Source organism: Legionella fallonii LLAP-10, from assembly GCF_000953135.1.
Taxonomy (GTDB): domain Bacteria; phylum Pseudomonadota; class Gammaproteobacteria; order Legionellales; family Legionellaceae; genus Legionella; species Legionella fallonii.
In genome coordinates this window covers 544,319-560,371 of sequence record NZ_LN614827.1, presented here as the reverse complement: position 1 = coordinate 560,371, position 16,053 = coordinate 544,319, and the positions used below count along the sequence as shown (strand labels likewise).

Below are 16,053 nucleotides of genomic sequence, written 5' to 3'. Positions count from 1 at the left end.
CAGAGAGAAAATTGTGTAATCGATGTCACGTACGTCTTTATGTATTGCAAGGAATTAAGTAATGAAAAAATTTAGTCAATCTGAATTTAAAGAAAAATGTCATCCTTTGTTAATTAAAGAACAGATATCCAAGATGGTTCATGATCTACGTGAATTGCATGCCTTTTTAGATTTTTATGGTGTTCTGAGCGATGAGCTAAGCAATAAAAGTTCGGAACTCTTATCATATAAAAATATTCATATCTTTCTGTCCTTAAAAAAGAGGGTAGACAATCTAAATAAATTTTATAACCATGATGTTTTTCTTGCTAAGATTTCCAGTCAAAATATACTTGATAAAGAACAACTTGGGCAACATTGGGCTGATTTTTTTTTAGTGTGCCAAGAACTCCAAACAACTATTGTCAACACTTTTGATAATAGACTTCGCTTTACTGATAAAAGTCTTAACGCAGGAGACATATCCAAGCAGAGTATTGAGGATGAGCTGTGCCAATTAACAACACATCTTTATAGTCAAATCAAGGAATTAAAGTTAAAAACTCATGAATTAATTGTGTTTTTGAACGCTTCTGAATTAACTGAAGAAAAAACCTCAATTTCTTCCGCTATACCACCACATGAAGAGCATCTTTTTTTTTCGATACCAGAAGAAGTACAAGTCAGTATTTTGACTCATTTGGATATAGAAGATTTATTAGCAGCCCAGATTGCATCAAAAAATTTATCGAGAGTGGCAGCAACAGCTTTTGCTGTACGCTTTAAAAAAAATCCAGCTCAAGTCATATCTCATTTAAGTCAAATAGCACCCAAAGAAGCCTTTGACTTTGTTGAAGGTTATCGACGTACAAGTGAATACAAGGCTCTAAAAAGCCTGGTTGAGAATAAAATGCCGATGTCTGATCACGAAGTAGCATGTTACATGCTAACTCGACACCATAAAGTGCTCCCTGACATCGAACAATTAAGAAATGTCTCTAATGCGCCATATCTCGATGAGAGGACGAGAGTGCATCTACGTATGTATGCCCCGGAGGTTGATAGAGAAAAATCAACTGCATTATTCGATTTATTTAAGACAAATTTTCCTAAAACTTACCTCAATTTTTTACCTTTAATCGAATTTAATCAGGTAAATCTGGCTGGTGCTGATTTATCGCATGCGTCGCTATCCCATTTTCGTTTTGGCTGTAAGAATATGTCTGCAATGATCTTGTTTCAAGCAAATTTAAGCTATGCGGATTTGAACTCAAGCTTACTGAATCAAGCAAATTTGCGGCAAGCAAAACTTCTTCATGCTATTCTAGTAAACGCCTGTTTGGATAATGCTCTACTTGAAAAAGCAAACTTAAGCCATGCAAATATGCAGAACATCACACTTAGACAAGCAAATTTGAAGCAGGCAATTTTGAGATGGGCTGATTTGAGTGGTTCCGTGTTTGAGGGCACTTTAATTGAAGGGGCTGATTTTACAGGCACAAACTTAGCTGGTGCTCGGTTTATTAACGTGGATATGCGCACAATAGATTTAAGTCAACTCAATGTTGAATGGACTTATTTGAAAAAGGTGCGTCTGGTTCCTGAGGCAGTTCTTGAACATCCGGAGAAATTGGAAGATTTTTTTAACTCATTTGAAAAAAATTTTATGACTCATACTCCTGGAAGTAGGATGAAATGGCGTATCCAGATGTTAAAGGATCTGAAACGATTAATGATTCCATCTTCACTCAAGCCTGAAACCAATATGCTGTTTTTAAAAAAAATACTCGCTCATTATCCTCCTGAAACATTCTCAAGCACTATTTTTATCAAAAAGCATCCATTTAAACATCTATTTGAACAATTTGAATTAACCCAAGCGAATCATTCATTGGACGAGGTAGAGCGTCCCTTGCAAGACGAAGTAATTTCCATATTAGATGAGCTCCAGTATCGTATTGATAATTCTTCTGTTGGTAAGTGCATTTCATTGTTGGGCTTAGAAGACAGATTTGCTCAATGTTTCGCCCAGGTACCTGAATTAACTAACGTGAATCAAATTTGTCAGTTATCCAGCCATCATTTTTTTCTTCTTCAACTGATCTACTTCATAAGAGATCACGATTCAAAAGGTCACAATTCAGTGTTGAATCCCTATTTAGTGAATTATCCCCAAAATAATCTGGGGGGACCGCAGGATCCAAAGCATTATGCCAGTCAAATCTTTGATGGCCAGTTGTTTCACCTTGAGCAGTTACAAAAAATTCAACCCGAAGAGCTTGAGACTTATCTTTACGGGGATGAGGATTTTGTTATCAAGCGAAGCGGACCCTTCAGCTTAAATAGAGTCAAATTAGGCGGGCTATTCATCAGTTATAACCCATGTGGAAAAAGCAATTGCTCATCTAAAGTTGAGATTATAGATTTTCAGAACAGGCGATTAAAATTTCTTTTGAATTTCTATATTGGACGATATTCTTGGCTACACGCAGGAATGTACTTTCCTTTGAACCTATTCGAGGGTTTGGCGGTGACTACTGTTCCTGGTGGAGATTTAAACGCCAAGAACATCTTTGAAGCGCGAGCAGGGCTCGAACTGAGAGCAAGCATTACTTATTATATTTTTGCGACGCAAAAAGGCCCTATACCTGACTTGATTCCAATCACGAGAATCGTGCCACGCCCTGAAAACAAAAATACTGAAGCCTGCATAAATACTCGGGATGATAAAGATGAAATTCCTTTACTGGGAGAGAACCGTTATGGCTTATATCACCGAAAAGAGAACGACTCTTGTTTATTGGTAGCTGAAAAAATGCTTTGCGTGCTGACATAGGTAAATTTGAGGTCACTGTTTTGTGACCTCAAATCAAGCTTGTTGTTGGTTGTTTCATTGACGGCGCAACGACGTCAAAATCCGTTAGTAAGGACACCCAACAGATGTCGAATAACGTGTCATGGTTATTATTTGGGGTATGGCAATCATCCGAGTCGAGTAAGGGACATGACAATCATCCGAGTGAAAAGATACTCTAAGGCTTGTTTTGAATTAAGATCGTCCTGTTTTACTGATAATTATCCATGTAAAGGATTATAAAAGGATGCATTCCACTATATAAAAGAATAAAAATAAAACCTTCTGGTAAAAATTATTTCTAATTAACGTGATTTTTAGGCTTAGAGTATCTTTTCACTCGGATGATTGCCATACCCCAAAAACAGGGGGGCTAGCCCGGAACCCCAGAAATTTCCGGACAATTTTTAGTCATTCCAGAAGCCTTTGATTGATTTGCAGCCATTTCTGAATCAATCCCAAATATACTACTTATATTCTTAATTATTTTATTGTCTATGGCAAAAAGCAGCTATCCGGCAGAGGGGATCGTGAAATTGAGATAAGTAATCAGTGTGGGCGACTGCTTGCAAATGCCATTATTCACTACAATTCCGCAATATTATCCAAACTAAAATTGAAATATGAAGCAGAGGGTGATCATAAGGCATTAGCCATGTTGAAAAAAGTTTCACCTGTAGCTTGGCAACATATTCATTTTCAGGGGCACTTTATTTTTTCTGGTGATAAGATCATTGATCTTGATGCAATAATAAATAAAATTTTCTTTCATGGGGTAAAAAAGAGAAGTATGGCTAAAAACTGTCCGAAAAGTTCTGGGTTTCCGGCCTAGAACCCCTAGGGGCAATCTTTTATTATAATCTCTCTACAGCGAGTAGTGCCCCACGACAAGCTGCTTTAGCAGCAATGGCACTCGTAATTGCCATTTTACCCTATTGTTTAGCTAGAGCTGGAGCGGAATCTGAAAAAATAGCGGAAGTGAAGGAAAAAACAGAATTACAGAAGGAAATAAATTCCACACTTTTAGATCATTTTATTCTCCATAGAATTTCACTGCTCTTTACTCTTACAAATATTGAGCATTTAAGTACTCCCACATATGAACAAATAATGAATCGGGTAGATTATCTAAAAAAATTGTTTGATGAAGATTTAATTAGTAATGATGAATATGAGCAAGCAAAAAATTATCTTTTAATTACTTTAAAAGATAATCTAAAACAACGAATTGATTCATAAAAAATTATGGGTATATAAATAATTAGCAAAAAATTGACATAGCACAAAACTGAAATTGATTTGATGTTTGGATAATTCAACAGGTCATGAAAAAGTAGATGATTAAATCATGTGTTTTTGGGACATCCATTTTATTAAAATCTAATTTTTACAGTAATCAGACTTAGTGACAAGGGTTGGCGACTTTAGCACCCTGCCCTTGAGCAAGAGAGCTTAAATGAAAAGCACATGAAGCTCGGGATGTCGTGCAGCCATAAGTCTACACCATGCTAGAAACATCCATATCCCAACTACTCTAATCACACATGGGAATAAGTTTACCGCTTACTAATGTAGACCAAGAAGAAGCAGGACAATTGCTAGGCATTGTACTCGGTAAACACCAAAACTGTGCTGTACCTCGAGTTTGTTTAATAGCACAGGAATCCCATTGAGGAACGCTTAAGTATTCCGGTGCTGGTGTTGCAAAAACGTTTATATTGAATTGCAGTAACAATAGACAAATTATGAAACTATTTAGAATACTTTTCACTTCAGCTCCTTGAAAGTTTAAAATCCAGTATTAGACTCTATTACAGAAGAACTCATCAAACAATCGCTGAATTCTGCAATGAAAAATAGAACAGTTATAGTCATTGTTCATAGGCATTCAACCCTTCTGTCAATGGATACAATTGTAGTTATAGATCAAGGTAAAATTATAGAGCAAGGTAGCCACAGTGAGCTTATTATTTTGAATGGTTTTTATAAAAAACCTATGGGATGCACAAAGTGGCCATAGCCTTATTTAAAATGCTCCGTTGCAATACATTAACAAAGATCTTGGTAGATTATAAAACCGTAAATTTTGACACGAATGGGGTCACTACCCCATCATATGCTCCTTGATTATTTAAAAAAGAACATGCCTGTGACACGAACCATAAATATACTTCACTCAAAGGACGAACTTTTACATGAAACCTCACTATCTTCTCAGTTTATGCAGCCTATTATTAATGAGTCAGGCAAAATTTGCATACAGCGGCTTGTTGTTTAATATAACCAGTACTGGAGGTGCCCCAGGAGCTATATCACTCACACTTTGTCTTAATGGAAAAGGGCCACTATCTTGTCAAAATTATAGTGTTGGTAATTTAAATTTAAGTATATTAAGCACTATACCAAATCACACCTACGCTACCGCTGGCATAAAAATTAATACTCCAGGTTATAAACTGAGCGGTTGTACTATGACAAACAATGGGTATTGTTTATTCACTGTCAGTAATACATCTGCAGCAAGCATTGCTATTACTAATACTAATAATACGAACGCTCCCTGGTATCCTTCTTTACAAGCATTCGAGCATTATAACTCGGGTCGCACACATGTGTTTCCTCAAGCAACGTTTGGTGGTTCCATGAATGGATCCAATATAGTGAATACTCTTAGGTCTCACGCCCTAGCCTACCCATCCGGATATAATATGTCCTATCTGAATTCAAATCTTGCTTATATTTATGGAGGAGGATATGGAGATGTGGCAGGTTCAATTGGCGCATATGTTGCTCAGGTAAATCCCGTTACCCTGCAGTCTATATGGTATAACCAACTTATTAACATAGCAAATCCACTTTCACCCAACTATGGGGAGTGGGATTATCCTGGCTCTCTAGGTATTCTAGAAGATGGATATCTTTACGTGAGTTATGGTTACCGGCTGGCAAAACTTGATCCAGCGACTGGTAGGGTTATTTCAACCCTTGTCCTTCCGACTGGAGAAGGACTTCCCGAAAACACTTCATTCAATGGTTTCAATGCAACCGCAGATGGAACTATTATAATGAAATCAGTGTATCGTCAAGCAGGATGTATTATTCAAGGCCCAGATGCATTATTGGATTGTCTTGATCCTACGGATGTACCCCCATCTATTCTTGTTTCCGTGAATCCAAAAACCATGCAGTGGATACATCAAATTACGTTACCAAACCCTGTAGGCGCAAGACCGACTGTGACTCAGTACAATGGTAAAGATTATGTTTATTTACTCGAGGCCACAACTGCTATTCGCTATCTAGTTCAGGACGGTATTTTCATACCTGATCACACATGGAATCCGGGAACTATCACATTAACAGGCCAAACATTGTGCACCTCATTTGTCGTAGTGAATGATTGGGTGGTGGCTCAAACTAATACGCTACCTGCTACAACCGCACTTAGCGTTATCAGCATTAATCAAGGCAATGCTGCGAATCAATTTTCTATTCAACCCTTTTTGGGAGATCCCATTCCTACAGAGATTGCCACCGCATTTTCTCCTGCAATAAGCTGGGCGCCTATGTCAGTTTCCGGTGATCCAGACACCAATTTGATCTATGCAACCGACGCATTACCAGGGAAAATTGCAGCCATTAGCATTTCTGATAACGGATTACATGTCGTTTGGAAAGCTGCTCAGAGAACGACCGAGTTCACAGCACTTATCAACCCCCCGTCAAGCCGTGTCGTCGTGGGTACAGATATCCCTAACGGAGAAATTCCGGGTAATAACCACAATGATTATGCCGTGTGGAGGAATGCATTAACCGGTGAAGAAATTGCTCGTTCGCCTCTATTGCCGGCAATGACTCAAGGTACGATGATTCAACCTTATTATTCAGGAGAGATGTTTTATGAAGGCCAACTAGGAGACTTGATTAAATTAGTGCCGGTCTTTACTAATCATTGAAAGAAAAAGTGCGGATTAAAAAATTCCGAAAAAATCTGTCTCATCCAATAACATCTATTTTATTCAGTCGGCAGTTAAATAATAATGACTGCCACCGAACCTCTGGAAGAGCCAAATTTTTGCGTCAGAGCGCAAGTTCCGGAGCGCTAGGCCTATGATGAGCAATTTTTATCAGTTGAGACTTATCCAAAAAACTGAGCGATAAAAATATCGGGACTAAACCCAATATAGTCTAGTTTCACCCTTAATCAGACTTAACAGGCCGTTCGAGTCAATAACAATTCGACCGCCATCTAAGATAAAATATATTGAATTCCATGATCATGAGCTAAACGCAGTAGTTTAAGATTGGCTCCTTTGGGGTGCACCTCTCCTCTTTCCCACTTTTGATAGGTAGATGGAGTAACATTCAATATTTTAGCCATTACAGCTTGGCTAACTTTTTCTTTAATTCGCATTTTCTTTATTTCTTGTGCCTCAAGCTCTTTAACTTCACTTAAGTTAAGCATTTCTATTTCTTTAATAGTAATTGCATCTAATCGAAGATCTCTGGCTGTTTCTAACATAGCATCAATAATTTTACTCATTTTCAACCCCCACTAATGCCCCCTCTTCTATCAGCTTATCAATTTCTACATCAGAATAAGCTAACAAAGATTTAGCAACAATTTTAAAAGCTTTTTCTTCATTAGAAGAAATATCACTTTTGGCATTCTTCTCAAAACCAAAAACAAAAAAACAATGTTTACCTTTTTTGAAAGCAACGATACTTCTGGTACTACCACTTTTTCCTCTTCCTTTGTTGGCAACACGCTTTTTAATTACACCACCACCATAATTGGCTTCATAAATTTCAATAGCAATTTCTTTAGCAGCGATGTTAAGAGATTCATCACTAACTCGATTTTTTATAGCCCATTTGTCGAAATGTTTAGTTTTTATTATTTTCATCAAAAATGCCTTCTATAGTAATTATTACTATAGCAAAATTTACTATACTTTACAAATATACGATCAAATAAACGGGGGTTTTATTTACTACTCTACCCTTCCAAGAGTTAATTTTTAAAAGACTTATAAAACATGACCTTTAAAAGTCAATAATTATGGTTAACTTATCTAAGTTGCGTTATTATCATTTTTAATGAGATAATTTACTTAAGAGGCCATTATGCTGATCGGATATGCACGAGTCTCCACAGATGATCAAAATTTAGATTTACAACATGATGCTTTAAAAAAAGCTGGCTGTGAAAAATTTTACACTGATCAGATGACTGGTAGCAAAATCAATCGACCAGGTCTAGAAGCTGCAATTGAATTTGCAAGAAATGGTGATGTTATTGTCGTTTGGAGATTAGATAGATTAAGTCGTTCCCTTAAAGATTTAATTGAAATGGTTTCATTGCTGGACTCCAGAAAAATTGGATTAAAAAGTTTGCATGAATCTATTGATACTTCTTCTATTTCCGGCAAGTTAATTTTCCATATTTTTGGTGCTTTAGCTGAATTCGAACGTAACCTTATTCGTGAAAGAACACATGCAGGTTTACAGGCAGCAAGAGCGAGGGGCAGGAAAGGAGGAAGACCTAAAAAGTTGTCAACTGATAAAGCACAATTAGTAATTCAACTTTACGAAGGAAAACAACATAGTATTAACCAAATATGTAAGTTAATTGGTATTTCAAAGCCCACGCTGTATAAGTATTTGAAATAGTCAGATAAATATTAATTATTATTGGAAATTAAATATATGTTTTCACATAACACTGTATTAATTCTTGGTGCAGGTGCAAGTTTAAATTATGGATATCCTACTGACGCTGAACTTAATAGGAAATGAAGATGTTAACTAGAGAAGAACGCATTATTGTAAGTGCATTACATTGGTATTTTGGGGTTTTATTGTCAAAACCCAAAATAGATAATGATATTAAACATTCTACGATGCTTGGTTCATTAATAGCACAACTCAACGGTTATTCAGAGTTAATGTATGTGTGCGCCTTAGCTAACGGAGAAACGGGTTTAACAAAAGAAAAAGAGCATGAATACGTAGGGAGAGGTTTTGTTGATCCCTTTTACCGTTTAACTCATTCCAATGATGATTGTTTTTATTATGCTTATAACTTCTTAGGAGAAAAAGATAAAAATGATTTTACAGGAATTCAAAGAATAAGAAGTTTAGGTTGTGATAAACAAGGAATGGAGGCTTTAGGAATCTTGGTAATGATGATCATGACACAACAACTAGAGAAATTGGGTTTTGAGTCTATGATACCTCCTGATTTGGCGAAAACGTTTGGGAAAAAACGGTATATTGCTGATCTAACTCGTGAGCAACGAATCAGTTTAGTGTCATTTTCTCCAGAACAGTTAAATGATTTGTATGATAGCCTCGGTGAGCTACTTGAAGTAGGTAATCAGGAGCAAAATACACAAGAGCAAAGTCTAAACGAAAACGATCTGAACTTAGATATTAGCATGATGATTTTGGGTGGTTTTATTGCTGCGGCAGGAATTGCCGCTGTAGCCCTTGCATTTACTGTGCTTAATGCAGCAACTATGGGAATTGTGTTGGCGGCAGCTGGTAGTGTTGCAATCCTCAGCGGTATAGGTTTCTTTGCTAAGAGCGCATATAACTGCCTCTCCTCCACTAATGAATCATTAAGTTGTTCCCTAACCCCATAAACTTGTATGGAGCATTTCAATATAAGTTTGATTAAGGCTCGAATTACTACGGCCAGATCCTGAGGGGATACCTAGGGATCCATCTTTTAAGGTAGTACTATTAAGACAAAATTAGACATTCAATGCGTAATTAAGTCGAACAACAATTTGATTTGTATTCAGCCTCATGTTGGCAGTTAATGGTGTGAAAATGAAACCACTATTAGGGGGCTTACTTACAGGATCGGAGCCAACACGGTACGATTTTTTCCCATAGTCAGGTTTTACCGCATATCCAGCCCAAACTGGCAATGAGATTTACTGAGTGATTTTTTTGATCAATTTCTCCAGAATATCAACATTATTTATATTAGAGAGAACCTCATCGAAAAGTGCTAAGGTTTCAGGATCATGTATTTCCAGATACTGGAATGCTTTTTTGGGTCCTTGGCATCGTAATTTTCTAAAAACAAAATAATCTTCAAGAATTGTGTTGATTGCCCATATTTGACGGTATTTTCCTTCCAGATCTCTGGTAGATGCCCTTGCCAACATTTTTTGATACCAGACTTTACGCACTGAAAATTCATCCGGAGTAATGGATTCAGGTAATTTTATGGCAACAGACAGTTTTTTAATAGCTTTGTACCAAAATTTTCTCTTTCTATAATAACGATACCATCGGACATGCATAAATGTTCATCGGCAATCGTATCAAAAGCATTTTCCGGATAGACAAAAAGGTCATGATAAATGCCATGTTTTTTGTCAAGGCGTGCAATGCGTTTTTTTCTCCTATTTTCGCAATCCCTAATGGCAGCGGGAGGACATATAAATTACCCCATGTTCCATTGAACTCCAAGCCCAAGTTATAATATTTTCACAATCGGTTTTATTTATGTATTTTTATGACGCTTTTTGAAGAAATTTATAGTGCCGCAATAAATCAAAAACTTGAACAGCTCTCAAACTTCAGGTCTATCGATATTCTAAATTATAGTGGCAATGTTCTAAATTATAGTGATTTAACACCTGCAGGACAATTAGCTTCCGAAGGTAACTTGAAGCTTGCCATGATGCTGCATACAAAGTTTCACGCCAATGTGCATCTTATCGCTCGGGGCGCAGCTTGTGGCGGGCATTTTGAATTTGCCATGGAATTGTTCAATAAACATGGCGCCAATGTGCATTCTATCGCTCGGGGTGCAGCTTGTGGCGGGCATTTTGAATTTGCCATGGAATTGTTCAATAAACATGGCGCCAATGTGCATTCTATCGCTGGGGGCGCAGCTTGTGGCGGGCATTTTGAATTTGCCATGGAGTTGTTCAATAAACATGGCGCCTATGTGAATGCTATCGCTTGGGGCGCAGCTCAGGGCGGGCATTTTGAATTTGCTATGGAATTGTTCAATAAACATGGCGCCAATGTGAATGCTATCGCTCAGGGCGCAGCTTGGGGCGGGCATATTGAATTTGTTATGAAATTGGTCAATGAACATCGCGCCAATGTGAAGTATGCCTTTCAGGAGATACCTAGATATTTTAATAATGTATCAAGTGTGATGCAATACATACTCCCTATAGAAAATGCTGCATACCGAAAAAAAATCATCGCAACATTTAAAAATGAGCCTACTGTCAATACTGTTGTAAAAGAGGCGCTTCCGCGCATTGCCCAAAAAATTGATAATATATATCACTTCAAACAAACCTATGGCGTTGGAATGCAGCAAGCGCAATTTTTACAGATGTACCCTGAAATCCGTGCATTTATGATTCAGTGTTATGCACCGCTTATTAATAATGGGCGTTGCACAAAGATGCCATATGCTTTACCTAAAGAGATTTTCCTGCTTATTACTCTCTTCTTGGCACCGGCTTATATGAATTTTGAAGGCGTTGAAGAGTTGTTATTTAAGCTACAACAACAAACGTTGATTAACGCCTTAAATAGCTACATAACACCTGTCGGACGATTCAGTCAATGGTTTATTGGAAAACCGGTACACCAAGAGCGCGCTCAAAGCATTCAATACGCCATTCAAAAGACAAAGAATTTAGGTGAAATGACTACCCTGCTTTGCAAACAACATAACATGTTTTCTGGGATTGATAAATACAATTCAGCGGGTGAAACACCGCTGATAATTGCAACATCAAAGGGAGATATTACTAAAGTTGAGGACTTGTTAAAAGCAGGTGCAAATCCAGATAAACCTGAATTGAAAAATAAGCGAACTCCTTTGTCAATTGCGGTATTAGCTAACCGTGAAGACCTAATCAAATGCTTACTTCAATACCATGCTCGAACTGATCTAGCAGATATTGACGGGAATACACCTTATCATCATCTCGCGCGAAATAATGGCTGTAATGTTGAAATGATACGCCTGTTATCTTCCGGACCTGTAGCTCCTGAGCCAGCCAAGCATGAAAAACCATTGGAAAACGATACACAAGATGCATATTATTCATTATTGCATCACTCAATAAGGCGATTAGATTAGTACTTGCGAGTGCCCACAGCGCTCGTTCCCATGCCAAACAGTCCAATATTCGGGTTCTAATGAGCCACCCACCAAGTTGTCAACCGGTTGTTAACTTCCTTATCCGAAACCGTGGTTTTCATTTAGCACATTTAACGAAGCATTAACTCAGTTTTATTCTGCCGTAAGGCTAAGGCATCAGCGTCATTATTATATGACGCGCTACTTAGTAGAAGTACTAAATATATATGCTTTTATTGGTACACCTAGCATCCCATCCATACAGTAGAGGCAAATACGAGATTAAAAGAAAACAAATAAATCATAAAATCAACAATCCGCAGCAAATTTGCTTCTTTTTTAAATGAATCTTGATGCAGAAAAGATCTAATACTAATCGAATTGATATATATGTAATCGTCCTATTGAGTTAAACCCATTTTAGGAGCATTTAATCTCTTTATAGGAGAGATCTATTGATACATTGGACATCTCTTATCTATGAGAAAATACTACGCTCATATAAAATCTTATCTATACCAAAATTGCGATTTTCATCCTTCTATAAAAATGGATACCAGGGAGGAAGTATCTTCACAATATCGCTCTTTAAACCATCGTTTTGCGGATTTAACTAAATCCACTCAATGGTAAATTTTATAAATGTGGCGATAGCTACCCCATTCTATTTTTTTAATTCGTTCTATATAATCTGCACGTTTACTCTAAAATACCTAATAAATAGAACCACGCTTTAAAAGGGCATTGTTTATGGAAACAAAAATAGAAATAAATTCTGACTCGGAAAACGAAGTAGAACAGAATCCTGCCTCAGAAAATGAAGTATATCAAATCTACTCCTTCCCCAAGAACTCTAATTTCTTTAAATCAAAATCGACTAAGTTTATTGAAGATGATAGTAAATCAGCTATGAATTCAGCTAGTTGTAAACAATTTGCTCTTACAGAGACTGAAGCTAGTGAACTTCAAAAATGCAAACTCTCTAATAGTGAAATTGACGAAAAAGTACAAGCTCTAGGAAAGTTGCAGAAAAAAAACAATGCTCAAATAAAAGCTATTAGATTCACAGATGACGATGAATTAAAAAAATTATTAGAGGAAAAGATAACTAATAAACATCGTCATGAAATTATTTGTCATATCGATAGAATTGATAGAAAGGTAGAAGTAACTATTAAAAACTGCGAAGATGAATATGCGATATCAACAATTTTCAACAATTTTTTAAAGTCTTCTCCTTCAATAAAAAGAGAAGGACGAGCAGAAGATATTGATAATCACTTACGCCTTGTAGTTACATTTAAATTACATGAAAGAGATCGTTTAGTCGAAGGACTTAAGCTAAGTAACGAAGCTTATAAAATCCCCGAGGCACGACAATATTTTCAAGGTTGTTAAGTATTAAATGACAAATATTTTATTTTGCTATTGGCTTCAAGGATATTTTGAAATCACTTCGAAGCCATTCTTGGAAGTCACACATATAAAGAAAATACAAACTCAAATTTTAAATATCAAAGAACAGTTATCCTCTGAAGTTCAATGGATTAACAATGTATGTAATTATTTAGAAGAGATGGATTATAAAGAGGAAACCCTTAATCATTTTATGCCACTAATTCAATTTTCACTCAACTCAATGTTCTACCATTACATCGATAATAGCAAAGACATCGATTACACCATTGATGAATTTCAACGTTTACATAAGGAAAGAGCAGAGTGAATTGTGAACAGTTCCAAATGTGGGTAAAGGGTTATCTAGATCTTTCATCTGAAACATCTCTTTCCATTAAACAAATAAAAATTATTTACCACCATGCTTTGTTGGTTAAAGTAATAAATAAAATTAATGATTCACAAATGGATGATATTATTTGTTTCCTCAACGAACTCAAAAAAGAAAAAGGAAATATTTTGAGAAAAAGATTAGATTTTTGCACACAATTAAACTTTAATAATCGTTAATGTGGGAAAATTTTAAATTTAGATTTTCTCCGTTGTGTTTATCGGTTTAGGCCCTAGAATATCTTTGTAAAACAAGAAGGACCGAACAATGTCAGTGCATGCACGCGTAATAGGATTAATACCTGTGATACTCATACTATTTTTACCATTATTATAAATAAACATCTTTTGAACGATGGCCTAAGGTGAGACTTTTTAATCATTTTAAATTAGTTAACAAATGAAGGTAGAGCAAAATTAGGTCATGAAAAAAATTACATAATTAATTTATTAAATATTAATAATGAATTTTTACAGCCTAATGGATCTGCTAACCACAAAACAAATAAAATCTTATCTATCACAATCTTTAGATTTTTTTCACCTAACGTATGTTATGAACGCTAGCTTTCTTTTCTTGAAAGCCCTTCTTTGTGATAGATAAGGTGCGTTATCTATCTCAAATAATACCAACGACTAATTTATTTGGATAATGAGCATAGCTTTTTATTTCTTAGCCACTTATCGCAGTTTGCGATTTTTTGTCGTCATATGCTATAATTACTTTAAGCATAATAGTGGAGATAAAACATGGCTCAATCGGTAAGATTATCAGATACATTAGTTAAACAAGCCAAAGCTATTGGTGAAGTAATGTCTCGCTCTGGGGCTGGACAAATTGAACACTGGGCAAAAATAGGAAAAATTGCAGAAGAAAATCCTGATTTATCCTATGAGTTTATTAGAGACAGTTTGCTGGCAAAAGCGGAAATAGATAATGGATTGGTTGATGACTATGAATTTGACCATTAAGCAATCTAACTCCTTTAAGAAAACTGTAAGAAAACTACCTAAACAACATAAAGCTATCCTCGATGAGGAAGTTAGGAAATTAGTAAATAATCCTGTTCTCGGAGAACGTAAAAAAGGCGACTTAGATTTTTTAAGGGTTCATAAATTCAAACTGTTAAACCAAGAGGTATTATTGGGCTACATGTTTGAAGAAGATGAAATCATATTGACCTTGTTGAAATTAGGAACTCATGAAAATTTTTATCGAGATATCAAAAATAACATCTAAAAAATTACTGTAGAAAATGTATTATTTAAATAGATCACTTGTTGCCGCGGCTATGGCAGGATGTAATCCAATCCCTCATACGCTTTTAAGATTTGCTCTGGACTCTCGGGAGAATCGCTATTTTCTAACTGTTCCAAGAAAATTTCTTTGATTGAGCGCAAAGTAACGAGAGCGTCTTTAATATTTTCCTGAACCCACTCTTGAATTTGTTCTATCGAATGTTGGTTAATAACCTAATTTTATTTTTGCGTATTGTTTATAGTTATCATACTGATGTAAATCGTTCCCAAATAAATCAATTAATAATTGATCCATTTTTTGTGGTGCGTATAATAATTCTGACTCACTTCCCGAAATAATTTTAGCTATATTAATCTTTTCTATGTGCTCGATATAACGATCTATCCGAGGTAAAGCATTCTGCATTTCTGTAAAAGAAGGCTTAGCTATTAATTTTTTACTCATTGTATTCCTATCATGAGGCATACTTTAACTCTACAATATAATCAAGATGTTGGCGTCTCAATTGATCTCTTATCAATAACTCTATAAGGGGCTCGATAGAATAACCAAGAGCATCAGATACTTTTTTTGCAAAGCTATTCCTACATCTTTTCTGTTATGCTCAACATCACTAAGAAACTGCTTCGAAACCCCTACTCTATTAGCTAATTCTATTTGAGTTATTTCATCGCTCATTCTCAAGGAGCGAACAAGTCCACCAAATGTCATTTCATTCCATATATCTTTGGTGGCTTCCAAAGCATTTAAAGTATCATTTCTCTTAGTACTCATGGGGCATTACCTCCGTCACTTCAACAAACTCAATTGCTCCATCCTCTTTAATAATGTAGATAGCTCTCCATTGCTTATTTAAACGGATGGATCTCTGTCCTTTCCTGTCTCCTAACAAGGGCTCATCATGCCAACCAGGTCTTTTTCGTGTTTCCTCCAAACCCACATGATTTACCGCTACTACCCAAGCACGAAATTTTTCCTGAAGATACTTAGGCATTGTCTTTAAGTCTTTTAATGCATTTTTTGTTATTTGTTATTTGT

At 36.1% G+C, this 16,053-nt stretch carries 17 protein-coding genes and 1 pseudogene; 11 read left to right on the top strand and 7 right to left on the bottom strand.

The window, feature by feature from the left end; translation table 11 throughout:
* Positions 1-61: 61 nt before the first annotated feature.
* From LFA_RS18725 to LFA_RS02225, 3 genes and pseudogenes are all read left to right on the top strand, one after another.
* Positions 62-2,815 carry a pentapeptide repeat-containing protein gene (locus LFA_RS18725; protein ID WP_052673822.1) on the top strand — a complete coding sequence of 918 codons (2,754 nt, stop codon included), beginning with the start codon at positions 62-64 and terminating at the stop codon, positions 2,813-2,815.
* 469 nt (positions 2,816-3,284) lie between these two features.
* Positions 3,285-3,587 (top strand): annotated as a pseudogene (locus LFA_RS02230) (Tn3 family transposase); the annotation flags it as partial.
* A 152-nt stretch (positions 3,588-3,739) separates the two neighbouring features.
* On the top strand, positions 3,740-4,072 hold the full coding sequence (locus LFA_RS02225; RefSeq protein ID WP_045094738.1) for a hypothetical protein: 333 nt from the start codon (positions 3,740-3,742) through the stop codon (positions 4,070-4,072).
* A 295-nt stretch (positions 4,073-4,367) separates the two neighbouring features.
* Here LFA_RS02225 and LFA_RS02220 read toward each other — a convergent pair whose 3' ends face one another.
* Positions 4,368-4,604, bottom strand: a complete 237-nt coding sequence (locus tag LFA_RS02220) for a hypothetical protein (RefSeq protein WP_045094737.1) — start codon at positions 4,602-4,604, stop codon at positions 4,368-4,370.
* Between the two features lie 424 nt (positions 4,605-5,028).
* Here LFA_RS02220 and LFA_RS02215 point away from each other — a divergent pair, with 424 nt between their 5' ends.
* On the top strand, positions 5,029-6,789 hold the full coding sequence (locus LFA_RS02215) for a hypothetical protein (RefSeq protein WP_045094736.1): 1,761 nt from the start codon (positions 5,029-5,031) through the stop codon (positions 6,787-6,789).
* A gap of 293 nt (positions 6,790-7,082) precedes the next feature.
* Here LFA_RS02215 and LFA_RS02210 read toward each other — a convergent pair whose 3' ends face one another.
* Both LFA_RS02210 and LFA_RS02205 read right to left on the bottom strand, forming a co-directional pair.
* On the bottom strand, positions 7,083-7,376 hold the full coding sequence (locus LFA_RS02210) for a helix-turn-helix domain-containing protein (protein ID WP_045094735.1): 294 nt from the start codon (positions 7,374-7,376) through the stop codon (positions 7,083-7,085).
* Complete coding sequence (locus tag LFA_RS02205) at positions 7,369-7,740, bottom strand: type II toxin-antitoxin system RelE/ParE family toxin (RefSeq protein ID WP_045094734.1); 372 nt, start codon at positions 7,738-7,740, stop codon at positions 7,369-7,371. Before LFA_RS02205 ends, LFA_RS02210 begins: the two co-directional genes overlap by 8 nt.
* A 220-nt stretch (positions 7,741-7,960) precedes the next feature.
* Between LFA_RS02205 and LFA_RS02200 the strand changes: the two genes are divergently transcribed.
* A complete protein-coding gene (locus LFA_RS02200; RefSeq protein WP_045094733.1) occupies positions 7,961-8,506 on the top strand; it encodes a recombinase family protein in 546 nt (181 codons plus the stop codon).
* 128 nt (positions 8,507-8,634) lie between these two features.
* Entirely contained in the window at positions 8,635-9,480 is an 846-nt protein-coding gene (locus tag LFA_RS02195) for a hypothetical protein (RefSeq protein ID WP_045094732.1), read from the top strand.
* 297 nt (positions 9,481-9,777) lie between these two features.
* Here LFA_RS02195 and LFA_RS02190 read toward each other — a convergent pair whose 3' ends face one another.
* Positions 9,778-10,152, bottom strand: coding sequence for a hypothetical protein (locus tag LFA_RS02190; protein WP_052673821.1), 375 nt, complete (start codon positions 10,150-10,152; stop codon positions 9,778-9,780).
* A 215-nt stretch (positions 10,153-10,367) separates the two neighbouring features.
* On the opposite strand from LFA_RS02190, the gene LFA_RS02185 reads away from it, so the two are divergent.
* From LFA_RS02185 to LFA_RS02160, 5 genes are all read left to right on the top strand, one after another.
* A complete protein-coding gene (locus LFA_RS02185; RefSeq protein ID WP_045094731.1) occupies positions 10,368-11,966 on the top strand; it encodes an ankyrin repeat domain-containing protein in 1,599 nt (532 codons plus the stop codon).
* A 750-nt stretch (positions 11,967-12,716) separates the two neighbouring features.
* Positions 12,717-13,364, top strand: coding sequence for a hypothetical protein (locus tag LFA_RS02180; RefSeq protein WP_045094730.1), 648 nt, complete (start codon positions 12,717-12,719; stop codon positions 13,362-13,364).
* Positions 13,365-13,371: 7 nt separating this feature from the next.
* Positions 13,372-13,692, top strand: a complete 321-nt coding sequence (locus tag LFA_RS02175; RefSeq protein ID WP_045094729.1) for a hypothetical protein — start codon at positions 13,372-13,374, stop codon at positions 13,690-13,692.
* Between the two features lie 812 nt (positions 13,693-14,504).
* Positions 14,505-14,726 carry a ParD-like family protein gene (locus tag LFA_RS02165; RefSeq protein WP_045094727.1) on the top strand — a complete coding sequence of 74 codons (222 nt, stop codon included), beginning with the start codon at positions 14,505-14,507 and terminating at the stop codon, positions 14,724-14,726.
* Positions 14,704-14,994 (top strand): type II toxin-antitoxin system RelE/ParE family toxin, encoded by a 291-nt coding sequence (locus LFA_RS02160; protein ID WP_045094726.1) that lies wholly within the window; start codon positions 14,704-14,706, stop codon positions 14,992-14,994. Before LFA_RS02165 ends, LFA_RS02160 begins: the two co-directional genes overlap by 23 nt.
* Positions 14,995-15,219: 225 nt before the next feature.
* On the opposite strand, the gene LFA_RS02155 is transcribed toward LFA_RS02160, so the two are convergent.
* The 3 genes from LFA_RS02155 to LFA_RS02145 form a co-directional block, all read right to left on the bottom strand.
* Positions 15,220-15,459 (bottom strand): hypothetical protein, encoded by a 240-nt coding sequence (locus tag LFA_RS02155; protein WP_045094725.1) that lies wholly within the window; start codon positions 15,457-15,459, stop codon positions 15,220-15,222.
* An 81-nt stretch (positions 15,460-15,540) separates the two neighbouring features.
* Complete coding sequence (locus LFA_RS02150) at positions 15,541-15,789, bottom strand: helix-turn-helix domain-containing protein (RefSeq protein WP_231865887.1); 249 nt, start codon at positions 15,787-15,789, stop codon at positions 15,541-15,543.
* Entirely contained in the window at positions 15,779-16,042 is a 264-nt protein-coding gene (locus LFA_RS02145) for a type II toxin-antitoxin system mRNA interferase toxin, RelE/StbE family (protein WP_045094724.1), read from the bottom strand. Before LFA_RS02145 ends, LFA_RS02150 begins: the two co-directional genes overlap by 11 nt.
* Between the last annotated feature and the right edge of the window lie 11 nt (positions 16,043-16,053).